This is a genomic window from Acinetobacter lwoffii (assembly GCF_024129355.1).
Classification (GTDB): Bacteria; Pseudomonadota; Gammaproteobacteria; order Pseudomonadales; family Moraxellaceae; genus Acinetobacter; species Acinetobacter lwoffii_I.
Map to the genome: position 1 here is coordinate 69,312 of NZ_JAMXXP010000006.1, position 16,739 is coordinate 86,050.

The following is a 16,739-nucleotide window of genomic DNA, read 5'->3' on the forward strand; positions in this document are numbered from 1 at the left end:
TTTTGATGAGCATTGTCTAGTTAAAGAGGATAATTACAAAATCAGTTTTCATAATTTAATTAGTAAAAGGCTTAAAGTTAAGAAAAAATGCATCAAAGTTGATACATTTTTTCAGATAAAGGCTAATTAATTTTTCACATAACCATTGTTTAAGCATGCTCCAGAATAAGTCCAAATCACACGGCCAGCCCCATCTAAACTACTTGTAAGAATACAAGTCTCAGCGGTTGCAATACCTTTAAAATCATTTGGAGTCGCAGTAATGATTACAGGGCCAGTTGCAGCGGTAGCTGCTGTAATTGCAATGCTCTTCAAAGCCTTACCGCTTAAACCTGTAGGTAAGGTTTCACCGATTTCACCAGCTTGATCACATTTTGTAAAATCTTTTTCAATGCCATAACAAGTGTCAATAGCTGTACGAATTGAAGACATGGCTACTGGAATTTCTGAATAAGCAGCCTTTTTAATATAGTTTTGGTATGAAGGAATTGCAATCGCAGCCAAAATACCAATAATAGCGATCACAATCATCAGCTCGATTAACGTAAAGCCTTTTTGAGCGTTCATAACATTCTCCACAAATGTTTTGTTAATTAATTTATAAGCTAATTTATACTTTGCACAAAGTGTGCCAAAGTATATTACTCAATTATTTCCTGTTAAATCAATACATTGTTTAATAGATTAAAAATCTCAAAAAATCACTAGTAAATTTATGTAACTAATTGACAAAAAATGTCAGTTTTTATGCGTTAAATACTTGTACCGTTGAGCAAAATGAGATGAATTAAAAATCAATAAAGTTTAAGTTGAAATCTCAAAATTACCTGCTTTTTGTTTATCATGTGCCAAACTTCCACTGCCTGATATTTCCATGAAATTCACGCTCGCCCTCATCGCAGCAATCCTGATCTCCCTTGCATGGCTCATGCCCGTGCATTATCGCCCATGGGTAACCTATACCGGTGAGCTCTATGCCTTCTTCGCTTTATTCGCGCTTGCTACACTCCATCTAAAAGAAAAACTCAAAATTCCAGCAATGAGTCTACCGTTGCTGTTACTAGCCTGTGTTCCTCTTATACATTTTCTAGCAGGACAGGTATTTTTCTTTAGCACCGCCGTGATGGGCTTTATTTTTATTTTTAGTTTTTGGCTGGCAAGTGTACTTGGCTATAACTTTTCTACAGGAAATTATAACCGGGAAGAAACTTTTACCAATCTTAGCTATGTGTTTTTAGCTTCAGGAACGATTACGGGGCTAATTGCGCTGTGTCAGTGGTCTAATCTGGATTCAGTATTGCCAGGTATGGTAAATATTAACGGCAACCAGCGGCCATATGCCAACTTTGCCCAACCCAATAATATGGCGACTTTTTTAGTCATGGCATTGATGAGCTGCCTTTACATCTATGAAAAGAAAAAAATCCAGACCAAATGGCTATTTGCATGTGCTGCAGTAATTGTCATAGGAGTGGCTTTAAGCCAATCACGTACCGCTTGGGTTGCTGCGACCGTAATTATGCTTTATCTGGCATTTTATCAATATAAAGGCATTATTCGCCTGAAATGGTATTACAGCACAGCGTGGTTCATTTTTTTTATTTCCTGTATTGTGGCTTTTCCATTACTCAGTCAGCTCGCTGCACAAGTAATGGATACGGACGTCGTACAAAGCAGGGATGTGGTATCTCGTGCTACCGGAGATATGTCGCGTATTGCGATCTGGCAGCAAATGCTGGCAGCGATTCAGGCACAACCTTGGTTTGGCTATGGTTGGTATCAAACTAGCGCAGCGTTCGTTTCAGTTAGCGATACTGTACAAGGCCCGGTGTGGATCCGTAGTGCACATAATTTTATTATTGATTTCCTGATCTGGAATGGACTGATCATCGGTCTGCCTTTCTTGGCATATTTTGGTTATTTAGGCTTTCAGTTACAGCGCTGGGTGAATACGCCAGAATCTGTCATTGGAATCTTGATGATCGGGGCTTTTGTGACACATGCCATGTTTGAGTTTCCACAGCATTATGCCTATTTTCTGCTACCAGTCGGTTTTATTCTGGGTACGGTTCTGGCACAAAATATAAAAATTAAAACAGTGGTTATGCCATTAATGGGTATGAAATTCATTTTTGCTGTTGGGTTACTTTTATTGATTGTAATTTATCGCGACTATGATGTTGCGGTGCCAAAACTTGGACAAAGTATTCGTTATGAAAAGCAACCTGAAAAAATCACCAATGAAAAACCAATTTATCTGTTAACCGAGTTTAATCATCGCATTGCCTGGATTCGTCTGAATCCTTATAGCAAAGCGTCTGCTGAACAGATTCAGGAAAGTGAACAAATGGTCTTGAGTTATCCGACTAAATATAACCTGATCAAATATGCCAAACTTTTAGCTTTTAATGGATATGAGGCGGAAGCCAAGCACCAGCTGCAACGCTTAAAGACTATTCAGAAAACTGAAATGAGTTATGAAGAACTAATGCAGCATGTACCTCGTTAAATACAAAAAAGCCAGCAGATGCTGGCTTTTTCTTGGCTTAACTTTAAGTTTAGAGCTGACTTTGAATATAGTTTTCGATACCAATACTTTCGATCAGATCAATCTGCGTCGTGGTCCAGTCTAGATAGTTTTCTTCTTTCTCTAGAATTTCCTGAACCAGATCACGCGTCACATAATCCATTTGGGTTTCAGCCAGCGCGACTGCTTTCTGGATGACTTCAATATTTTCTTTGACTTTACGCACGTCACAATGCAGCACTTCTTGAGTATGCTGACCGATATACAGTTTGCCCAGATTTTGTAAATTTGGCAGACCTTCCAAAAATAAAATACGTTCAATAATTTTATCAGCATGTTTCATCTGAACAATGGATTCTTTATATTCTGCCGAGCCCAGTTTCTCAATGCCCCAGTCATTAAACATGCGCGAATGCAGGAAATACTGGTTAATGGCAGTTAAGTGGTGATACAACACCTGATTGAGCTGATTAATCACATCACGATTGCCTTTCATCGCATAACTCCATTTGGACCTGTTTTATCTTTCTAAGAAAGCGCTCTAATCCTGATAGTAAAGCAAGTCAGGGGCAAATGGCGAGTAATTTATCAAATCAAACGTAAAACCTCGTTTTCAAGGCAGGGATATAAATGAGTGACCTAAGCCATACGACATGAAATGTCGTTTCAAATTAACATTTTTAACTTTGGATATTCTATTGGTTATTTTCATTGATAAAATAATCGCATGAAAACACTTAAATTACGCATTAAAGATAAACATTCCAAGATATTAGAGCAATTAGCATCTGAAGTGAATTTCGTCTGGAATTATGTCAATGATTTAAGCTTTAAACACCTTAAAAGAAAAGGTGAATTTCTCAGTGCTTACGATATTGCTGAATATACGAAAGGTACATCTAGGCTTTGTGGGTTACATAGTCAAACCATTCAGGCTGTTACCGAAGAATTAGTCATACGCAGAAAGCAATTCAAGAAGACTAAACTAAAATGGCGGGTCAGTCATAAGAAATCAGCCAGAAGATCACTAGGTTGGATACCCTTTAAGAAAGTAGCAATCAAGTATGCTGATGGCCATATCCAGTATGGCAAGCATCAGTTTAAAATATGGGATAGCTATGGACTGTCAAATTACAGTATCAAGACTGGTTCGTTTGTCGAGGATGCGCGTGGCCGCTGGTATGTCTGCTTAGTTGTGAATAGCTCTAAAATTGAGAAATCGAGTGCGACTAATTTGATTGGGATTGATCTGGGCTTAAAGGATATAGCCACTTGTTCGGATGGTACGATAATTTCAAATCCCAAGTTCTACCGTCAATATGAACAGAAATTAGGGATTGCTCAACGAGCGAAAAATAGAAAACGGGTCCGTGCATTACACGCCAAGATTGCAAACTGTCGTAAAGACCATTTGCACAAAGCAAGTACGATGCTTATAAAGAAAAATGCACTAATTGTTGTAGGCGATCTGAGTGCGAAAAAACTGGTGAAAACCAAGATGGCGAAGTCTGTTCTGGATACCGGATTTTCAGCATTCAAGACCATGCTCAAGTATAAATGCGAGAACGCAGGAGTATGGTTTGAAGAAGTTAGTGAAAGTTTCACAACCCAAATGTGTTCGTGCTGTGGTGAGGTCACTGCAAGCAGTCCGAAAGGTAGAACAGATTTGCGAATAAGAGTATGGGAATGTGAAAACTGTTCAAGTGTTCTGGATCGGGACTTGAATAGTGCTAAGAACATACTTGCGCTTGGGCATAAGCGTCTCGCAGGAGGAATCAGCTCTATTTAAAGAGGTGAGGATGTCAAGGAACAGCAAATGAAAATCGACATCGAATCCATTCAGACTCAGATGAATGGCAATAAAAACCCGCCAGAGTCAAAGGCGGGGGAGGAGTAATGACCAAAGATCATTGTTTTTTCATTATGCTTATAGGGAGAAATCTTTTTAAATTTATGCTGCAACTGCTAGCCGTGCTGCAATTTGTGAAACCTCATCACTGATGATCATGCGGGCTTCTGGTGCACAGCGACCACAGCAAGTTCCCAAGTCCAACATATCGCGGACATCACGATAACTTTCAGCGCCATTTGCAATAGCATCTTTAATGTCTTGATCTGTAATGCCGCGGCATAGACAAACGTACATAGGACACAACCACAGTGATTAAATAAGATAAGTAATATTATTGATAATTGTTATCGTTTGTCAATAAAAATCATTTGAAATAGCTTTTATCATGATTGATGATTTAGATAAAAAATCACCACCTGAGCGGAAATCCAAGTACTGCTCGGATTTCCACACAAAAGCGATTCATGATTTAGAATGAGATATTGCAGGGTGGGGATTGAGTAATTTTTATAACTTATTGATTAATTATGACAATGCCATCCATTTCAACCAAGGCATCTTTAGGCAGGCTGGCCACACCTAAAGCGGCACGTGCTGGATAGGGCTGGGCAAAATACTCACCCATAATTTGATTGACCAGTTGAAAGTGAGATAAGTCGGTCAGGAAAATATTCAGTTTGGCAATATCTGCCAAAGAGCCACCAGCGGCTTCACAGACTGCTTTTAAGTTATCAAACACCCGGCGAATTTGAGCTTCAATGCCTTCAACCAGTTCCATACTATAAGGATCCAGGCCAATTTGACCTGATAGATATAAGGTATCACCCACTAAAATGGCTTGCGAATAAGTGCCAATCGCAGCAGGGGCATTTTCAGTATGGATTATTTGGCGGGACATTAATTTCTCCTTTTATCATCGACATACATCATATTCGATCAATTCGGCCGATCAAAGCACTATCGTTTTAAATGATTAACTCGCTTTAGAGGCTTCACTGAAAACGACGGGCTGTGCCAGACGGATAATTCGCGGGAAACCGAAATACATGCGTAAATCCCGGATAATCTGTGCAATCTGTTTACGGTTATGCACCACGATATTGACGTAAGTTTTGTCATCCTGAGTGCGCACCATTTCCACCCCGGAATGCGCTTTACGACATTGGTAAATCAGGTCGGAAATCTGCTCGTCATTCATGTCCAGGTCAATGCTGAGATAGGCAGTAAAGCTGATATCTTCCAGATCATCAGAGGTCCACTGCAACAACATGATATTTTCTGGATGCTGATGCTGTTCATGCAGCAGGTTATGGCAGCGCGCACGATGCACAATCAGACCGCGACGGGTCAAATGCCCCTGAATTGGATCACCCAGCACAGGATTGCAGCAATGTGCATATTTGACATCGACACCTTCCGTTCCCTGAATCAGACGGTCTGAGCTGGCAATATTCTGATGCTGATCTTGGGCAAATAAATGGTTGGCCACCAGTTGCGGTAATAAATCACCGACTGCAATCTGTTCAAACAGCTGCTCTTTACTGGAAACATGGCGCCATTCTAAGAGGTTTTTCCAGTCTGCTTCCGTCAGATCACGAATAGAACGATGGAACAATTTCAAGGCACGATTGAGAGCCTGTTGTCCGACCAAACGTTGCTCATCTGGATCCTGATCACGCAGAATATTCTGAATAGCACGACGAGCTTTCTGGGTATTAATAAAACTGAGCCAATCCGGATTTGGAGTGGCCAAGACATCAGTAATGATTTCTACCACCTGACCACTGACTAGAGGTGTTGAAAGGGGCTTGGTTTCATTATTAATTTTTGCACCCACCGCATGATTGCCTAGGAATAAACTCGCGGCATAAGCAAAGTCAACCGCCGTGGCGCCTTGCGGCAATTCATGTAAATGACCATGCGGGGTATAGACCCAGATTTTTTCCTGATGTAAATAGTCCAGTAATTCACTGAATGTGGTTTTGGCACATTCACCATCGACTAGGACATTCAGGTTCTGCATCGAGGCCTGAATCGCAGAGCGGCAGGCCTGCGGGGCACTTTCACCGAGTACGACGCCAAAACGTGCGGCTTTACGCATCAGTTCGGTTTGAATGGTGAGCGACAGGGTCGTCTCTTCGCCTTTTAAGCGCATCATCAAGGACTGGTTGCCACCCGGTAATGGACGGCGGATATGATCTTCATAACTCTGGATTTTAAAGCTTTGGGTCAGAATTTCTGCCAGTCGGTCACAGTCCGCGATGCTCTGTAAAATAATCTCAAAAGCATGGCTATGCGTCAGCTCTTGCAGGTCGATGTCATTTTTAACGAAGTGGCGCAGTAGCTCAATATTGTTGTTTTTCTTTTTGATCCGGCCTTGAATGGCATGCTGTTGCAGCAGTTCAGTCAGGTTCTTTTCCCATTTGGCCTGATATTCACAGCGTTTCGGCTTGGTTTCCTGTAGTGCGGTCTGCACATTGTTATACATGTCCAGATCTAGATTCTGATAACAAAGATGTTCCAGGTTATCGGCCATTTCATTCATGCCGACAATACGTGCCATGGGAACAAAGATTTCAAAGGTTTCGCGGGCAATACGCGCACGTTTGTCCGGACGTAGTGCATCCAAAGTGGTCATGTTGTGATAGCGGTCGGCCAGTTTCACAATAATGACACGTGGATCTTGTAGAGTCGCTTGCAGAATTTTCCGAAATGAAGCGGCTTTATTATATTCTTTATCGCTAGAATGACTCAGTTTGGTCACGCCATCGACCAGCTCGGCCACAGTAAAACCAAAAGTCTCAGTAATATCATCTTTGTTAAAGTCGGTGTCTTCAATCACATCATGCAGCAAGGCAGCCATCAGCGTTTCAGGGTCAAGACGCATATGCGCCAGAATACAGCTGACTGCAATCGGATGCAGAATATAAGGTTCACCACTTTTGCGCACAATCCCATCATGCGCCATATCTGCATAATCACAGGCCGCAAGCACACGTTCGACATCGCTTTCACTTAAATACGCATCGATAATGATCTCTAACTGCTGCTTGGCTTGACTGACCTGTGGGCCTGGCATAAAACACCTTTTCAACTGAATTTTTTACAAATAAAACGTGAAAGCGCTTTAGAAATGTGAATTTCCTGGTTTGATGGTTTTTGGCTGCTAGCGAGCAGAAAACCAATACAAACTTGATAGCTAACCCTTATGTTATAACCGTTCTGGCATAAATATAAAAGTCACATAACAAAAAAAGCCTAGTTTAGAACTAGGCTTTTTGAGTGACGATCTCTTATTGGAAAGAAAAACCGTCTAAGTTTAGATTATTTGCAGAAAGTGCAAGATCCAAGCTTGATGTTTGATAGTCTTGATCACGTTGTTTCAAAATGTCTTTTGATACATGACCTGAAGCGATTTCACGTAAAGCAACAACAGTCGGTTTGTCATTGTCCCATTCTACAGTTGGTTCAATACCTTGACGTGCCAATTGACGCGCGCGCTTGCTTGCCACTAGTACAAGCTCAAAGCGGTTGTCTACATGGTCTAAACAATCTTCAACGGTGACGCGTGCCATAAGAATTCTCGTTTGAATAATAAATTTTAACAGACTGCACAGTATAAAAGGCTTTGTCTATAGACTCAAGTTTTAATCACTGCTCAGTCGGCGTAATCAGTTTCTGAATTAGTTTTTCATGACGGTTGGCTTGCTGAGACAAGACCAGACGATTGGCAATAATCACCGCTTCAAGGTCATGCAACGCCTTATTAAAGTCGTCATTAATAATGATATAGTCAAAGTTGCTATATTGCTGCATATCTTCTACCGCGCAGCTTAGACGATGTTCAATCACATCCACAGCATCAGTACCACGGTTAGACAGGCGTTCACGCAAGTCGAACTGGCTTGGTGGTAAGATAAAAATTTGTTTAGATTCAGGAAAAAGTCGACGAACCTGTTGCGCACCTTGCCAGTCAATTTCCAGTAGCACATCATGACCTTTGGCCAGTTGCTCTTTGACTGTGGCTTGTGCAGTACCGTAGTAGTTACCGAATACTTCGGCGTATTCGATAAAACCACCCTCATTGACCAGATTTAAAAAATCTTCTTTGTTGGAGAAATGATAGTGTACGCCATCGAGTTCGCCAGGTCGTTGACCGCGTGTGGTGTGTGACACAGAAACGTGAAGATTGTTGACACGCTCAAGTAGGGCTTTAACAAGGGATGTTTTGCCTGTTCCAGACGCTGCAGAAACGACAAACAAGAGACCCGACATGATATTTTTCCTGATATGATAAAATATCTTCTCTATTTTAGAGTAGAGCGGCTTTAAACTAAATAGTTGTCAGTCGATTGTTTACATTTATTTCAATTGAACCGCTAAAAATGGTGTGAGTATTGAGGATTCTATGGAAATTGTTTTAGCCAATCCGCGTGGTTTTTGTGCTGGTGTAGATCGTGCCATTGCGATCGTGAACCGTGCCCTAGAATGCTTTAACCCACCGATTTATGTGCGACATGAAGTGGTGCATAACAAATTTGTCGTCGATGATCTACGTCAGCGTGGTGCAATTTTTGTCGATGAACTCGACGAAGTTCCTGACGATAATATCGTGATTTTTAGCGCACATGGTGTTTCGAAAGCGGTACAACAAGAAGCCGAACGTCGTGGTCTGAAGGTTTTTGATGCGACTTGTCCCTTAGTGACTAAGGTGCACATTGAAGTGACCAAATATGCTCGTGAAGGGGTTGAAGCGATCCTGATTGGTCATGAGGGCCATCCCGAAGTTGAAGGCACCATGGGGCAATATGACAAAAAAAATGGTGGTGAGATTTATCTAGTCGAGGATGAAGAAGATGTCGCTGCTTTAACGGTACGCAATCCTGAAAAAGTCGCTTTTGTCACGCAAACCACTTTATCAATTGATGATACAGCGAAAGTGATTGATGCTCTTCGCCAGAAATTTCCGCTGATTCAAGGACCACGTAAAGATGATATTTGCTATGCCACGCAAAACCGTCAGGATGCAGTACGTGACTTGGCTGAACGTTGTGATGTCGTACTTGTTGTCGGTTCTCCAAACTCTTCAAATTCAAACCGTCTACGTGAGCTGGCGGAACGTATGGGTAAAGCGGCTTACCTAGTTGATAATGCAGATGAACTCAAACAGGAATGGTTTGCAGAAAATGCCCAGATTGGGGTAACAGCAGGCGCATCTGCACCGGAAATTTTAATTAAGCAGGTCATTCAGCGTTTACAGGATTGGGGTGCACAAGCGCCTAAAGAGCTGGATGGGCGGGAAGAGAATATTACTTTTAGCTTACCGAAAGAATTGCGTATTCCAGTCACTCAAGCTTAAGATGTGACGCACTTATCACCTGATTTATAATTTTTTTAAAACAGATAACTGCTTTTTGCGGTTATCTGTTTTTTTATGCCCTTTATCTGCTCTGTGTAGGTTTTGTAAAATTTATAGATATTATTTTAACTGGGTCAAAGTTTTGCTTGGGGGAGAGTATGCAGAAAAATAAAGGATTCACTTTAATTGAGCTCATGGTGACGATTGCGGTGTTGTCGATTGTCACCATGATGGCCGCTCCATCCATGCAAAATATGATTGCAAAACAGCAGTTAAATACAACAGCTAGAGATTTGGCTTCTATTTTTAGTCAAGCGCGTGGGCAAGCAGCAACCTTACGCAAAAATGTCACTGTGAAATTCGCGGAAAATACTACTCCAACTAATATTTACAGCAATGCAGTGACATATTATTGGTTACCAAAGTATGGCGATATTGTGATTACCAGTATTAAGGATGATATTGTGTTTCTGCCAACGGGGCTGGTGACGATGACAGGGAGAACACTAGAAGAAATTGCTAACCCTGCATTTGATTCGACTAAGCCCGAAGATCCTGTTACTAATCCTAAAAAAATAAATAGATCTGTGCCTTTGGTATTTACAGTTTGTAGTTCGAAATTAAAAGCTTCAAAGGCTATTAGTATTTCAAAAACAGGCGTGGTTGAAAAAATAGAAGATAAAGTAGGAGCATGCGCATGATGCAGTATCAAAAAGGCGTCGGTTTGGTTGAGGTTTTGGTTGCGCTGTTTATTTTGGCTATTGGTGTGTTGGGTTTTTCTGCATTGCAGCTTCGCGCATTACAAGCAACAACTGAGGCGACAGACCGTACAATGGCAATGACCGTTGCTCGTGATTTAACTGATCGAATGCGCATTAATCGCTTGGCTTTGGCTGATTATGAGACCGCGATTAATAACAAGGCAACAGAGACAGGCTGTGTAGGTAGTGCTGTTAGTTATAAGCCTGCTTGTGATAAAACTAAAATGGCAAAATATGATGCCAAGCAAATTCTGGATAAAGCTGAGAGCTTTGGTCAGACTGTTGTTATGAAGCAATGTGATGGTAGTTCTCGTACTTGTGTTTATGTTGCCTGGGGGAAAACTTCGATCACTAAAGACAGTGTATCTACTTGTATGGCCGATGGAGCGTATAAGGCAGATGCACAATGCCTCGTTATGGAGGCATTCTAAAATGAAAGAAAAATATAATACTTTAATTATGAAACCTGAATTAAATATAAAATCTGTCCCTCTTGGAGGGGGGCGTGTATCTGGATTTACATTACTTGAATTGATGATTGCGCTGAGTTTGGGATTGTTGATTGTTGCTGCTGCAACACATTTGTATTTAACAGCTCAAAGAGGAATGGTAACGCAACAAGGGGCTGCAAACCTACAAAATAGTGCCAGTTTTGGACTTGAATATATGTTGCGTGATATTCGATTGGCGAATCTAGGTGCGAGTAAACCTAGTATTACGCCAGATATCTTGCATGGGGGGATTGTACTTAGTCATAAAAACTTAAGTATAGCGACACCATTTAGTATTACTGGAGAAAGCGCTAATACATTGATGACTCAAGGGGGAATTGGACCTTCAAACTTAGATGGTGAAAACAGCGATCAACTCGTGATCCAATATCGGAATGCAAACTCAGCAGGCGCAATGGTAAGTTCTTTTGACTGTGAGGGTAATGGAATAACATCTGGTGCTTATGTTGTAGAGCGTTATTTTTTGCGTTCGGATACCAATAGAAATGATCCCAATCAACCATTAGCTTTGGCATGCAAGGCAACAAGTTACATAGGTGATAGTAAGTCAAAAATTGATGGTTTAGAGGGGAACGGTGAAATCATTATTCCGCGTGTGGACCATATGCGTATTTTATTAGGTGTTGCCTCGGATACGATTGATGCGACTAAATCACCAGCTGTTGCCGGAAAAGATGGTGTATTGGATCAATTTGGTTATATCGGTATTGAAAATTATAAAAAATTAACTGTCAAACCACAGATTGTTTCGGTTCAGATAGGGGTCTTGGCTCGTTCTCCTGATAGTGTCGGTAAAAATGATTTAGTTGATGTAAATAAAACTTATCAAGTTTTGGATATAAATAAAAAACTTAAAACGGATAGTAAAAATGATCTCTACAATCGTCTAGTGGTGACGCAGACAGTTGCTTTACGCAATGGTTTCGGTCTTCAGGAAAACCCAAAATGAAAACATTAAATATGCAGCGTGGTGCAACGCTTATAGTTGTTTTAATCATACTTATTTTACTTACATTGGTGGGGACATGGGCCATTCGGGGAAGTTTAACTTCTCTTAATATTGCGACTAATGCACAAGCACAGGCATTATTGCAGCAATCTTCGGATGCAGTATTCTTTAGCTTGGAAAACCAAACTTCTGATGATTTAACATTGGCGAAAATGCAAATTGGCGATGGCATGCTTGCCTATGTATTGAGACCAGAAAATAAAGGCAAAGAATTGGTGTTTTGTATGCGTGGCGGGGATGCAAATACACTGGAGGGTAGTCGCAATGCGAGTGTGTTGTATTGGGAAGGTGCAACGATTAGTAACACCTCTTTAGGTACAACAGGCTTTTGTAAATTAAGCCGTAAGTCAGATTTTATTAGTGGTCGCTCAGCCGTCATGACCCGAGTGGGTATACGACCTGCTGCAGTTGGACAAGACTGGGAGCATATGTTGGAAGGTGATGATGCGGAAATGTCAAAAAACCAAAAAATTCAGAAAGTGATTGTGAATGTAATTTCAATTATTCCAAATTTAAGTGAAAGTTCCGCTAGTGATATAGAAGGATGTCTAAAAAATTTCACTAGTTTTTATGATCCTGTCGCGAGCAATACAACAGTATCGGAATGCTTGGCAGGGAGAAATGTCCCTTTTAGTAACCAAGAAATGGAATATACCTTACGGCCTGTGAAATAGGCATTATAGAGGGGTGTCAAAGATGAAAAATGTAAAGATGAAAAATGACATGACTTCACGTCAGCAAAACTCTGTGATGTCTAAATTTAAAGTGGCGACTATTTCGGCGACTGTGACGAGTTTGATTTGTGCGAGTTTACCAATTACCTATGCCAGCGATATAGAAATTTATAAAGTACCTGAAGACAGTGTAGGGAGTACTACGCTGATGATGATGTTGGATACTTCGGGGAGTATGAACTGGACTATGGCTGGTAATACAACTAGTGATGATTCTTTAAGAAGAATCACGATTTTGAAGAAAGGTTTACTCGATGTACTTCAAGGCACTGCAACCATTAAACGTGTAGAAGATAAAGTCGTGATGGGGTTGGCGGACTTTGGGGGAAATACAGGGCGCGTTCTATTACCTGCTAAGCCATTGGGCGAGAAGGTTTCTGGAATGGTACAGGATGGTGTATATGTTAAACCACGTTGGCAATCATATAGCAGAAACAAAGATGCAAGTGGTAAGGAAAAGAAAACTCTTTGGTATAATACTTGTGATGACTGGGATGAGAATAACTATAACTGTCTAAATTGGTTAGGTGAGACGACTAAAAAACCTTCAGATTATACAACCGGTGGCTACAAGTCTGATAAAAATATATCTTGTACATATGGGGATTATAAAGATTGTACCTATATTTGGGAAGAACCAATAAAGTACCGTGAGAAAACACATCGTGATGAGATGATTACGAAGGTGAAAGGGCTAACGGCTAGTGGAGGGACACCTACCCCTTATGCTTATGCAGAAGCTGCAGCGTATATGATGGGACAAACAACTGTTGTAGATGATTATACAATGAATGTTCCAGTCTATGCTGTTTATTCTAATTATCCAACTTATAAATATAAGTGCAATTCTTGGTATACAAACGGCAGTTGTGCTGACTGGAGTAGTTACTATTCCAATATACCAACGGGTTTAAAATCAAGTAATTGCAGGGTAAATGATTATAGTTCTATATGTTACTATGATGATAAACAGTTTAGACATCCAGATAATGATTATAGTGGATTGGCGCAAGGCCAATCAAATGCTGCAGCTTTTACTAACAATAAATATATTGCTCCTACTTCTATTTCAGGTCAAATGAATAATCAAGCCAAAAAAGAATGTAGTGGTCAGGGTATTTACTTTCTTACAGATGGAGAGCCAGAACCAGGTGGTACTGCTCCAGGAACAGATGGGAAAAGTGGGACAGCTTATAATCTTATGGCAAAGAGTTTAGATACTAAAGGAGATGTATTTAGTTGTCTTAATAGCCCATTAGGTAAAAGGTTGAATGACACAAATTATGCTTATACGGATAGGTGGGGTAACTATATTACAGGCTATAAAAATCCAAATAATGCATGGACATGTATTGGGCGTTATGCGCAAGCTTTATTAGACTCTGGGAAAAATCCTACTGGCTTGAAAATACAGACAGCTGTGGTGGGATTTAGTGATGGTTTCAGTAAAAATAATAATTTAGATGTGCAAGATGCTAAGGATTGGGGTACGGTTGGAGCTGGTGGTTGGGTTGTTGGTACAAACTCACAAGATGTTGTAAATAGTATTAATGCTTTTATTACTCAGTTAAATAAAGATATTCCAAGTATGAGTACAGGCTCATCGACTATTCCATTAGATGCCTTGAACCCTGCAGTTGTACAGCCTTATGCATATTTTCCGCAATTTGAACCAAAAGTAAAACCTGAAGACAAACAGCAAATTTGGTTTGGCAATCTTAAAAAATATTACGTACTCAACAATGGGGTGTATTCGAGCAAGACCGTTGCTGATGATAGCACTGTGGTGGTCAAACAAAGTAAGTTACAAGATTTAAATGATATTTGGAACAATCCAAATATTAGCTACCCAGATGGCGTCGCAATTTTTAAAAAAGGTGGTGTGTTAAATCGTTTATTGTTAGGGACAACGACGACTGCTGATGGGAAAACTGAAACTGGACGTAAACTACTTACAGATTATGCTTATGATGGCACTTTGGCAGCGGATGAGCGAGTTAAAAAAGATCTGAACTTAGTGCAAGTTAAACATACTTATACTATTGATAATAAAACTAAAACAGATACAACTTATGCACGTGCCCTCATGGGTCTATTGGGCTATGTTATTTCGAATGATACCAATACAGATGGTTTAGATTTATCGAATCAAACTGCGACTTTGCGTCAAATGGGGAGTGTTTCTCATTCAAAACCATTACTTATAACTCAATCAGGTAAAGCTGAAGCGACTAAAGTAGGTGGAAAAGTGGTCATCGATACTACTAATCGTGATGATTATGTGTTGTTTGGAACAACCCAAGGCTTTGTTCAGGTTGTGAATGCGAATACAGGTGTTGAAAAATTTGCTTTTGTACCCAAAGAAATCATTGAAAACCAATCTGAAACTTTCAAACAAGATGGTGGTAATTTAGCCTCGGGTAAAGATGCGCTCTACTATGGCATGGATGGAGAGTGGACAGCGCATACTGCTTATGTAAGTAAGTCTGACGGTACTTTGACCGTTGGAAGTGCGACCCGTAATGTATTGGAAAGTACAAATAATGAAGTTGAAAGTTTGACCGGCAAGCAATGGGCTTACGGTGGTATGCGTATGGGAGGGCGAAGCTATTATGCACTTGACCTTACAGATATCGATAAACCTAAAATAAAATTCCACATTGATCCATCGACAGGTACTGTTTATTCACAAGCTAAACCTGCTGGTACGACGTATGCAGCTCTTCAAAAAATGGGGCAAAGTTGGTCAAAACCGAGTCTTGGTTATGTCAACTGGAAAGGTCAGCGTAAGTTAGTCATGATCGTTGGTGGTGGTTATGATGCTGGCGGTGATGATGGGGATGGTTTAAAAGCCAATGGTATTCGTACAGGTTATAAAGGTTATGAAACCTATAATTATAATCAAACAAATGAAATTGGTGCTGGTGTCTATATGTTTGATGCAGATACTGGTGATTTATTATGGAATGCAGACTCGACCAGTAATGCCAGTCTTAAATATAGCGTCGTAAGTCAAATTCGAACTGTAGATCGTAACAATGATGGAATTATTGACCATCTGTACTTCGGAGACTTGGCGGGCCAGACATTCCGAGCTGATTTTAAAAATGATGGTGATAAAACAGAGTTTAGGACACAAACCACGAAAATGTTAGATTTACATAAAAGTGATGGTACAAGTCCACGTTTTTATACCTTGCCTGTTTTTACTGCGCATAATAGTGCAGGAAGTACGACAATGTTTGGTGGCAACACAGTGGTTGTGACTTTTGTATCAGGAAACCAAAGTTCACCTCTACTTGCTACATCAGATTCACCACAGAAAAAAGATCCGACGGGTCTTCAGTTTGATGGGGTATATGCAATTTTTGATTATGACGTGTATCCGAGTACATCAGAAGGAAGATATCCAACCAGCCATATTGGAGCGCGAACGTTAGGTAGTGTTTCAGTCAATGATACAGCAATGGATAAAACTAAGTTGCGTTATATCAATGGTGCTACAACATCCACAGCGATTAATAAAGATACTGGTTGGGGTGGATGGTATTATCAATTTGACACTAAAATTGATGGTACAACAAAAAAAGGTGCAAGTGTAATTAAAGGGTTGACTACACCAATTGCTATGGAAGGGAGTTTATATGTGACACAATTTGATGCATCTGATAATGGAACGACTTCGAGTTGTGGTGCAGGTGTGAAAGGACATAGTTTCTCTCAACGCTTTTGTTTACCGAGTGGTGTTTGTCAAGGTGGCGCGATATATATATATAATTTGGGATCAGGTATTGTTACGTTGAATGTCGGTAGTGCAAGTGATCCGAATCAGCGTAGTCTTGTTGTACCAGATCCAAATGATATTTGCCCAGCTGGAAAAACTTGTACGCCAAATGGAGAGCCTAAATTTATAACGACTGGGGGGTCATTACGTCTTATTCCAAATCGTTGGTATGAAAAGTACACACAATAAAGGGGAGTACGT

The 16,739-nt window shown here is 40.5% G+C and carries 15 protein-coding genes; 8 read left to right on the forward strand and 7 right to left on the reverse strand.

Annotation, left to right across the window (positions count from 1 at the left end; translation table 11 throughout):
* Window positions 1-126: 126 nt before the first annotated feature.
* Complete coding sequence (locus tag NI468_RS16330; protein WP_338149771.1) at window positions 127-567, reverse strand: pilin; 441 nt, start codon at window positions 565-567, stop codon at window positions 127-129.
* A 307-nt stretch (window positions 568-874) separates the two neighbouring features.
* Here NI468_RS16330 and NI468_RS05330 point away from each other — a divergent pair, with 307 nt between their 5' ends.
* Entirely contained in the window at window positions 875-2,509 is a 1,635-nt protein-coding gene (locus tag NI468_RS05330) for a PglL family O-oligosaccharyltransferase (RefSeq protein ID WP_253100452.1), read from the forward strand.
* Window positions 2,510-2,558: 49 nt separating this feature from the next.
* Here NI468_RS05330 and bfr read toward each other — a convergent pair whose 3' ends face one another.
* On the reverse strand, window positions 2,559-3,023 hold the full coding sequence (gene bfr / locus NI468_RS05335; protein ID WP_005265547.1) for a heteropolymeric bacterioferritin subunit Bfr: 465 nt from the start codon (window positions 3,021-3,023) through the stop codon (window positions 2,559-2,561).
* A 231-nt stretch (window positions 3,024-3,254) separates the two neighbouring features.
* Here bfr and NI468_RS05340 point away from each other — a divergent pair, with 231 nt between their 5' ends.
* Window positions 3,255-4,316, forward strand: coding sequence for an RNA-guided endonuclease InsQ/TnpB family protein (locus NI468_RS05340; protein WP_004644971.1), 1,062 nt, complete (start codon window positions 3,255-3,257; stop codon window positions 4,314-4,316).
* A gap of 162 nt (window positions 4,317-4,478) precedes the next feature.
* Here NI468_RS05340 and NI468_RS05345 read toward each other — a convergent pair whose 3' ends face one another.
* The 5 genes from NI468_RS05345 to gmk form a co-directional block, all read right to left on the reverse strand.
* On the reverse strand, window positions 4,479-4,673 hold the full coding sequence (locus tag NI468_RS05345; protein ID WP_004644972.1) for a bacterioferritin-associated ferredoxin: 195 nt from the start codon (window positions 4,671-4,673) through the stop codon (window positions 4,479-4,481).
* Between the two features lie 220 nt (window positions 4,674-4,893).
* On the reverse strand, window positions 4,894-5,277 hold the full coding sequence (locus NI468_RS05350; protein ID WP_253100455.1) for a RidA family protein: 384 nt from the start codon (window positions 5,275-5,277) through the stop codon (window positions 4,894-4,896).
* Window positions 5,278-5,352: 75 nt separating this feature from the next.
* Entirely contained in the window at window positions 5,353-7,458 is a 2,106-nt protein-coding gene (locus tag NI468_RS05355; RefSeq protein ID WP_005108527.1) for a RelA/SpoT family protein, read from the reverse strand.
* 214 nt (window positions 7,459-7,672) lie between these two features.
* The gene (rpoZ, locus tag NI468_RS05360) at window positions 7,673-7,954 is read right to left on the reverse strand and encodes a DNA-directed RNA polymerase subunit omega (RefSeq protein WP_004281186.1); all 282 of its coding nucleotides are present in this window, start codon (window positions 7,952-7,954) and stop codon (window positions 7,673-7,675) included.
* A 76-nt stretch (window positions 7,955-8,030) separates the two neighbouring features.
* Complete coding sequence (gmk, locus tag NI468_RS05365; RefSeq protein ID WP_004281187.1) at window positions 8,031-8,654, reverse strand: guanylate kinase; 624 nt, start codon at window positions 8,652-8,654, stop codon at window positions 8,031-8,033.
* A gap of 133 nt (window positions 8,655-8,787) precedes the next feature.
* Here gmk and ispH point away from each other — a divergent pair, with 133 nt between their 5' ends.
* The 6 genes from ispH (at window position 8,788) to NI468_RS05395 (ending at window position 16,727) form a co-directional block, all read left to right on the forward strand.
* Window positions 8,788-9,738, forward strand: a complete 951-nt coding sequence (ispH, locus tag NI468_RS05370; protein ID WP_253100458.1) for a 4-hydroxy-3-methylbut-2-enyl diphosphate reductase — start codon at window positions 8,788-8,790, stop codon at window positions 9,736-9,738.
* Between the two features lie 158 nt (window positions 9,739-9,896).
* On the forward strand, window positions 9,897-10,439 hold the full coding sequence (locus NI468_RS05375; protein ID WP_253100461.1) for a pilus assembly FimT family protein: 543 nt from the start codon (window positions 9,897-9,899) through the stop codon (window positions 10,437-10,439).
* Window positions 10,436-10,930 carry a type IV pilus modification protein PilV gene (pilV, locus tag NI468_RS05380; RefSeq protein ID WP_253100464.1) on the forward strand — a complete coding sequence of 165 codons (495 nt, stop codon included), beginning with the start codon at window positions 10,436-10,438 and terminating at the stop codon, window positions 10,928-10,930. Before NI468_RS05375 ends, pilV begins: the two co-directional genes overlap by 4 nt.
* Before the next feature lies 1 nt (window position 10,931).
* A complete protein-coding gene (locus NI468_RS05385) occupies window positions 10,932-11,960 on the forward strand; it encodes a PilW family protein (protein WP_338149772.1) in 1,029 nt (342 codons plus the stop codon).
* Entirely contained in the window at window positions 11,957-12,694 is a 738-nt protein-coding gene (locus NI468_RS05390; protein WP_253100467.1) for a PilX N-terminal domain-containing pilus assembly protein, read from the forward strand. The genes NI468_RS05385 and NI468_RS05390 overlap by 4 nt, the downstream gene beginning before the upstream one ends.
* Window positions 12,695-12,716: 22 nt before the next feature.
* A complete protein-coding gene (locus NI468_RS05395) occupies window positions 12,717-16,727 on the forward strand; it encodes a pilus assembly protein (RefSeq protein WP_253100471.1) in 4,011 nt (1,336 codons plus the stop codon).
* Window positions 16,728-16,739 lie beyond the last annotated feature (12 nt).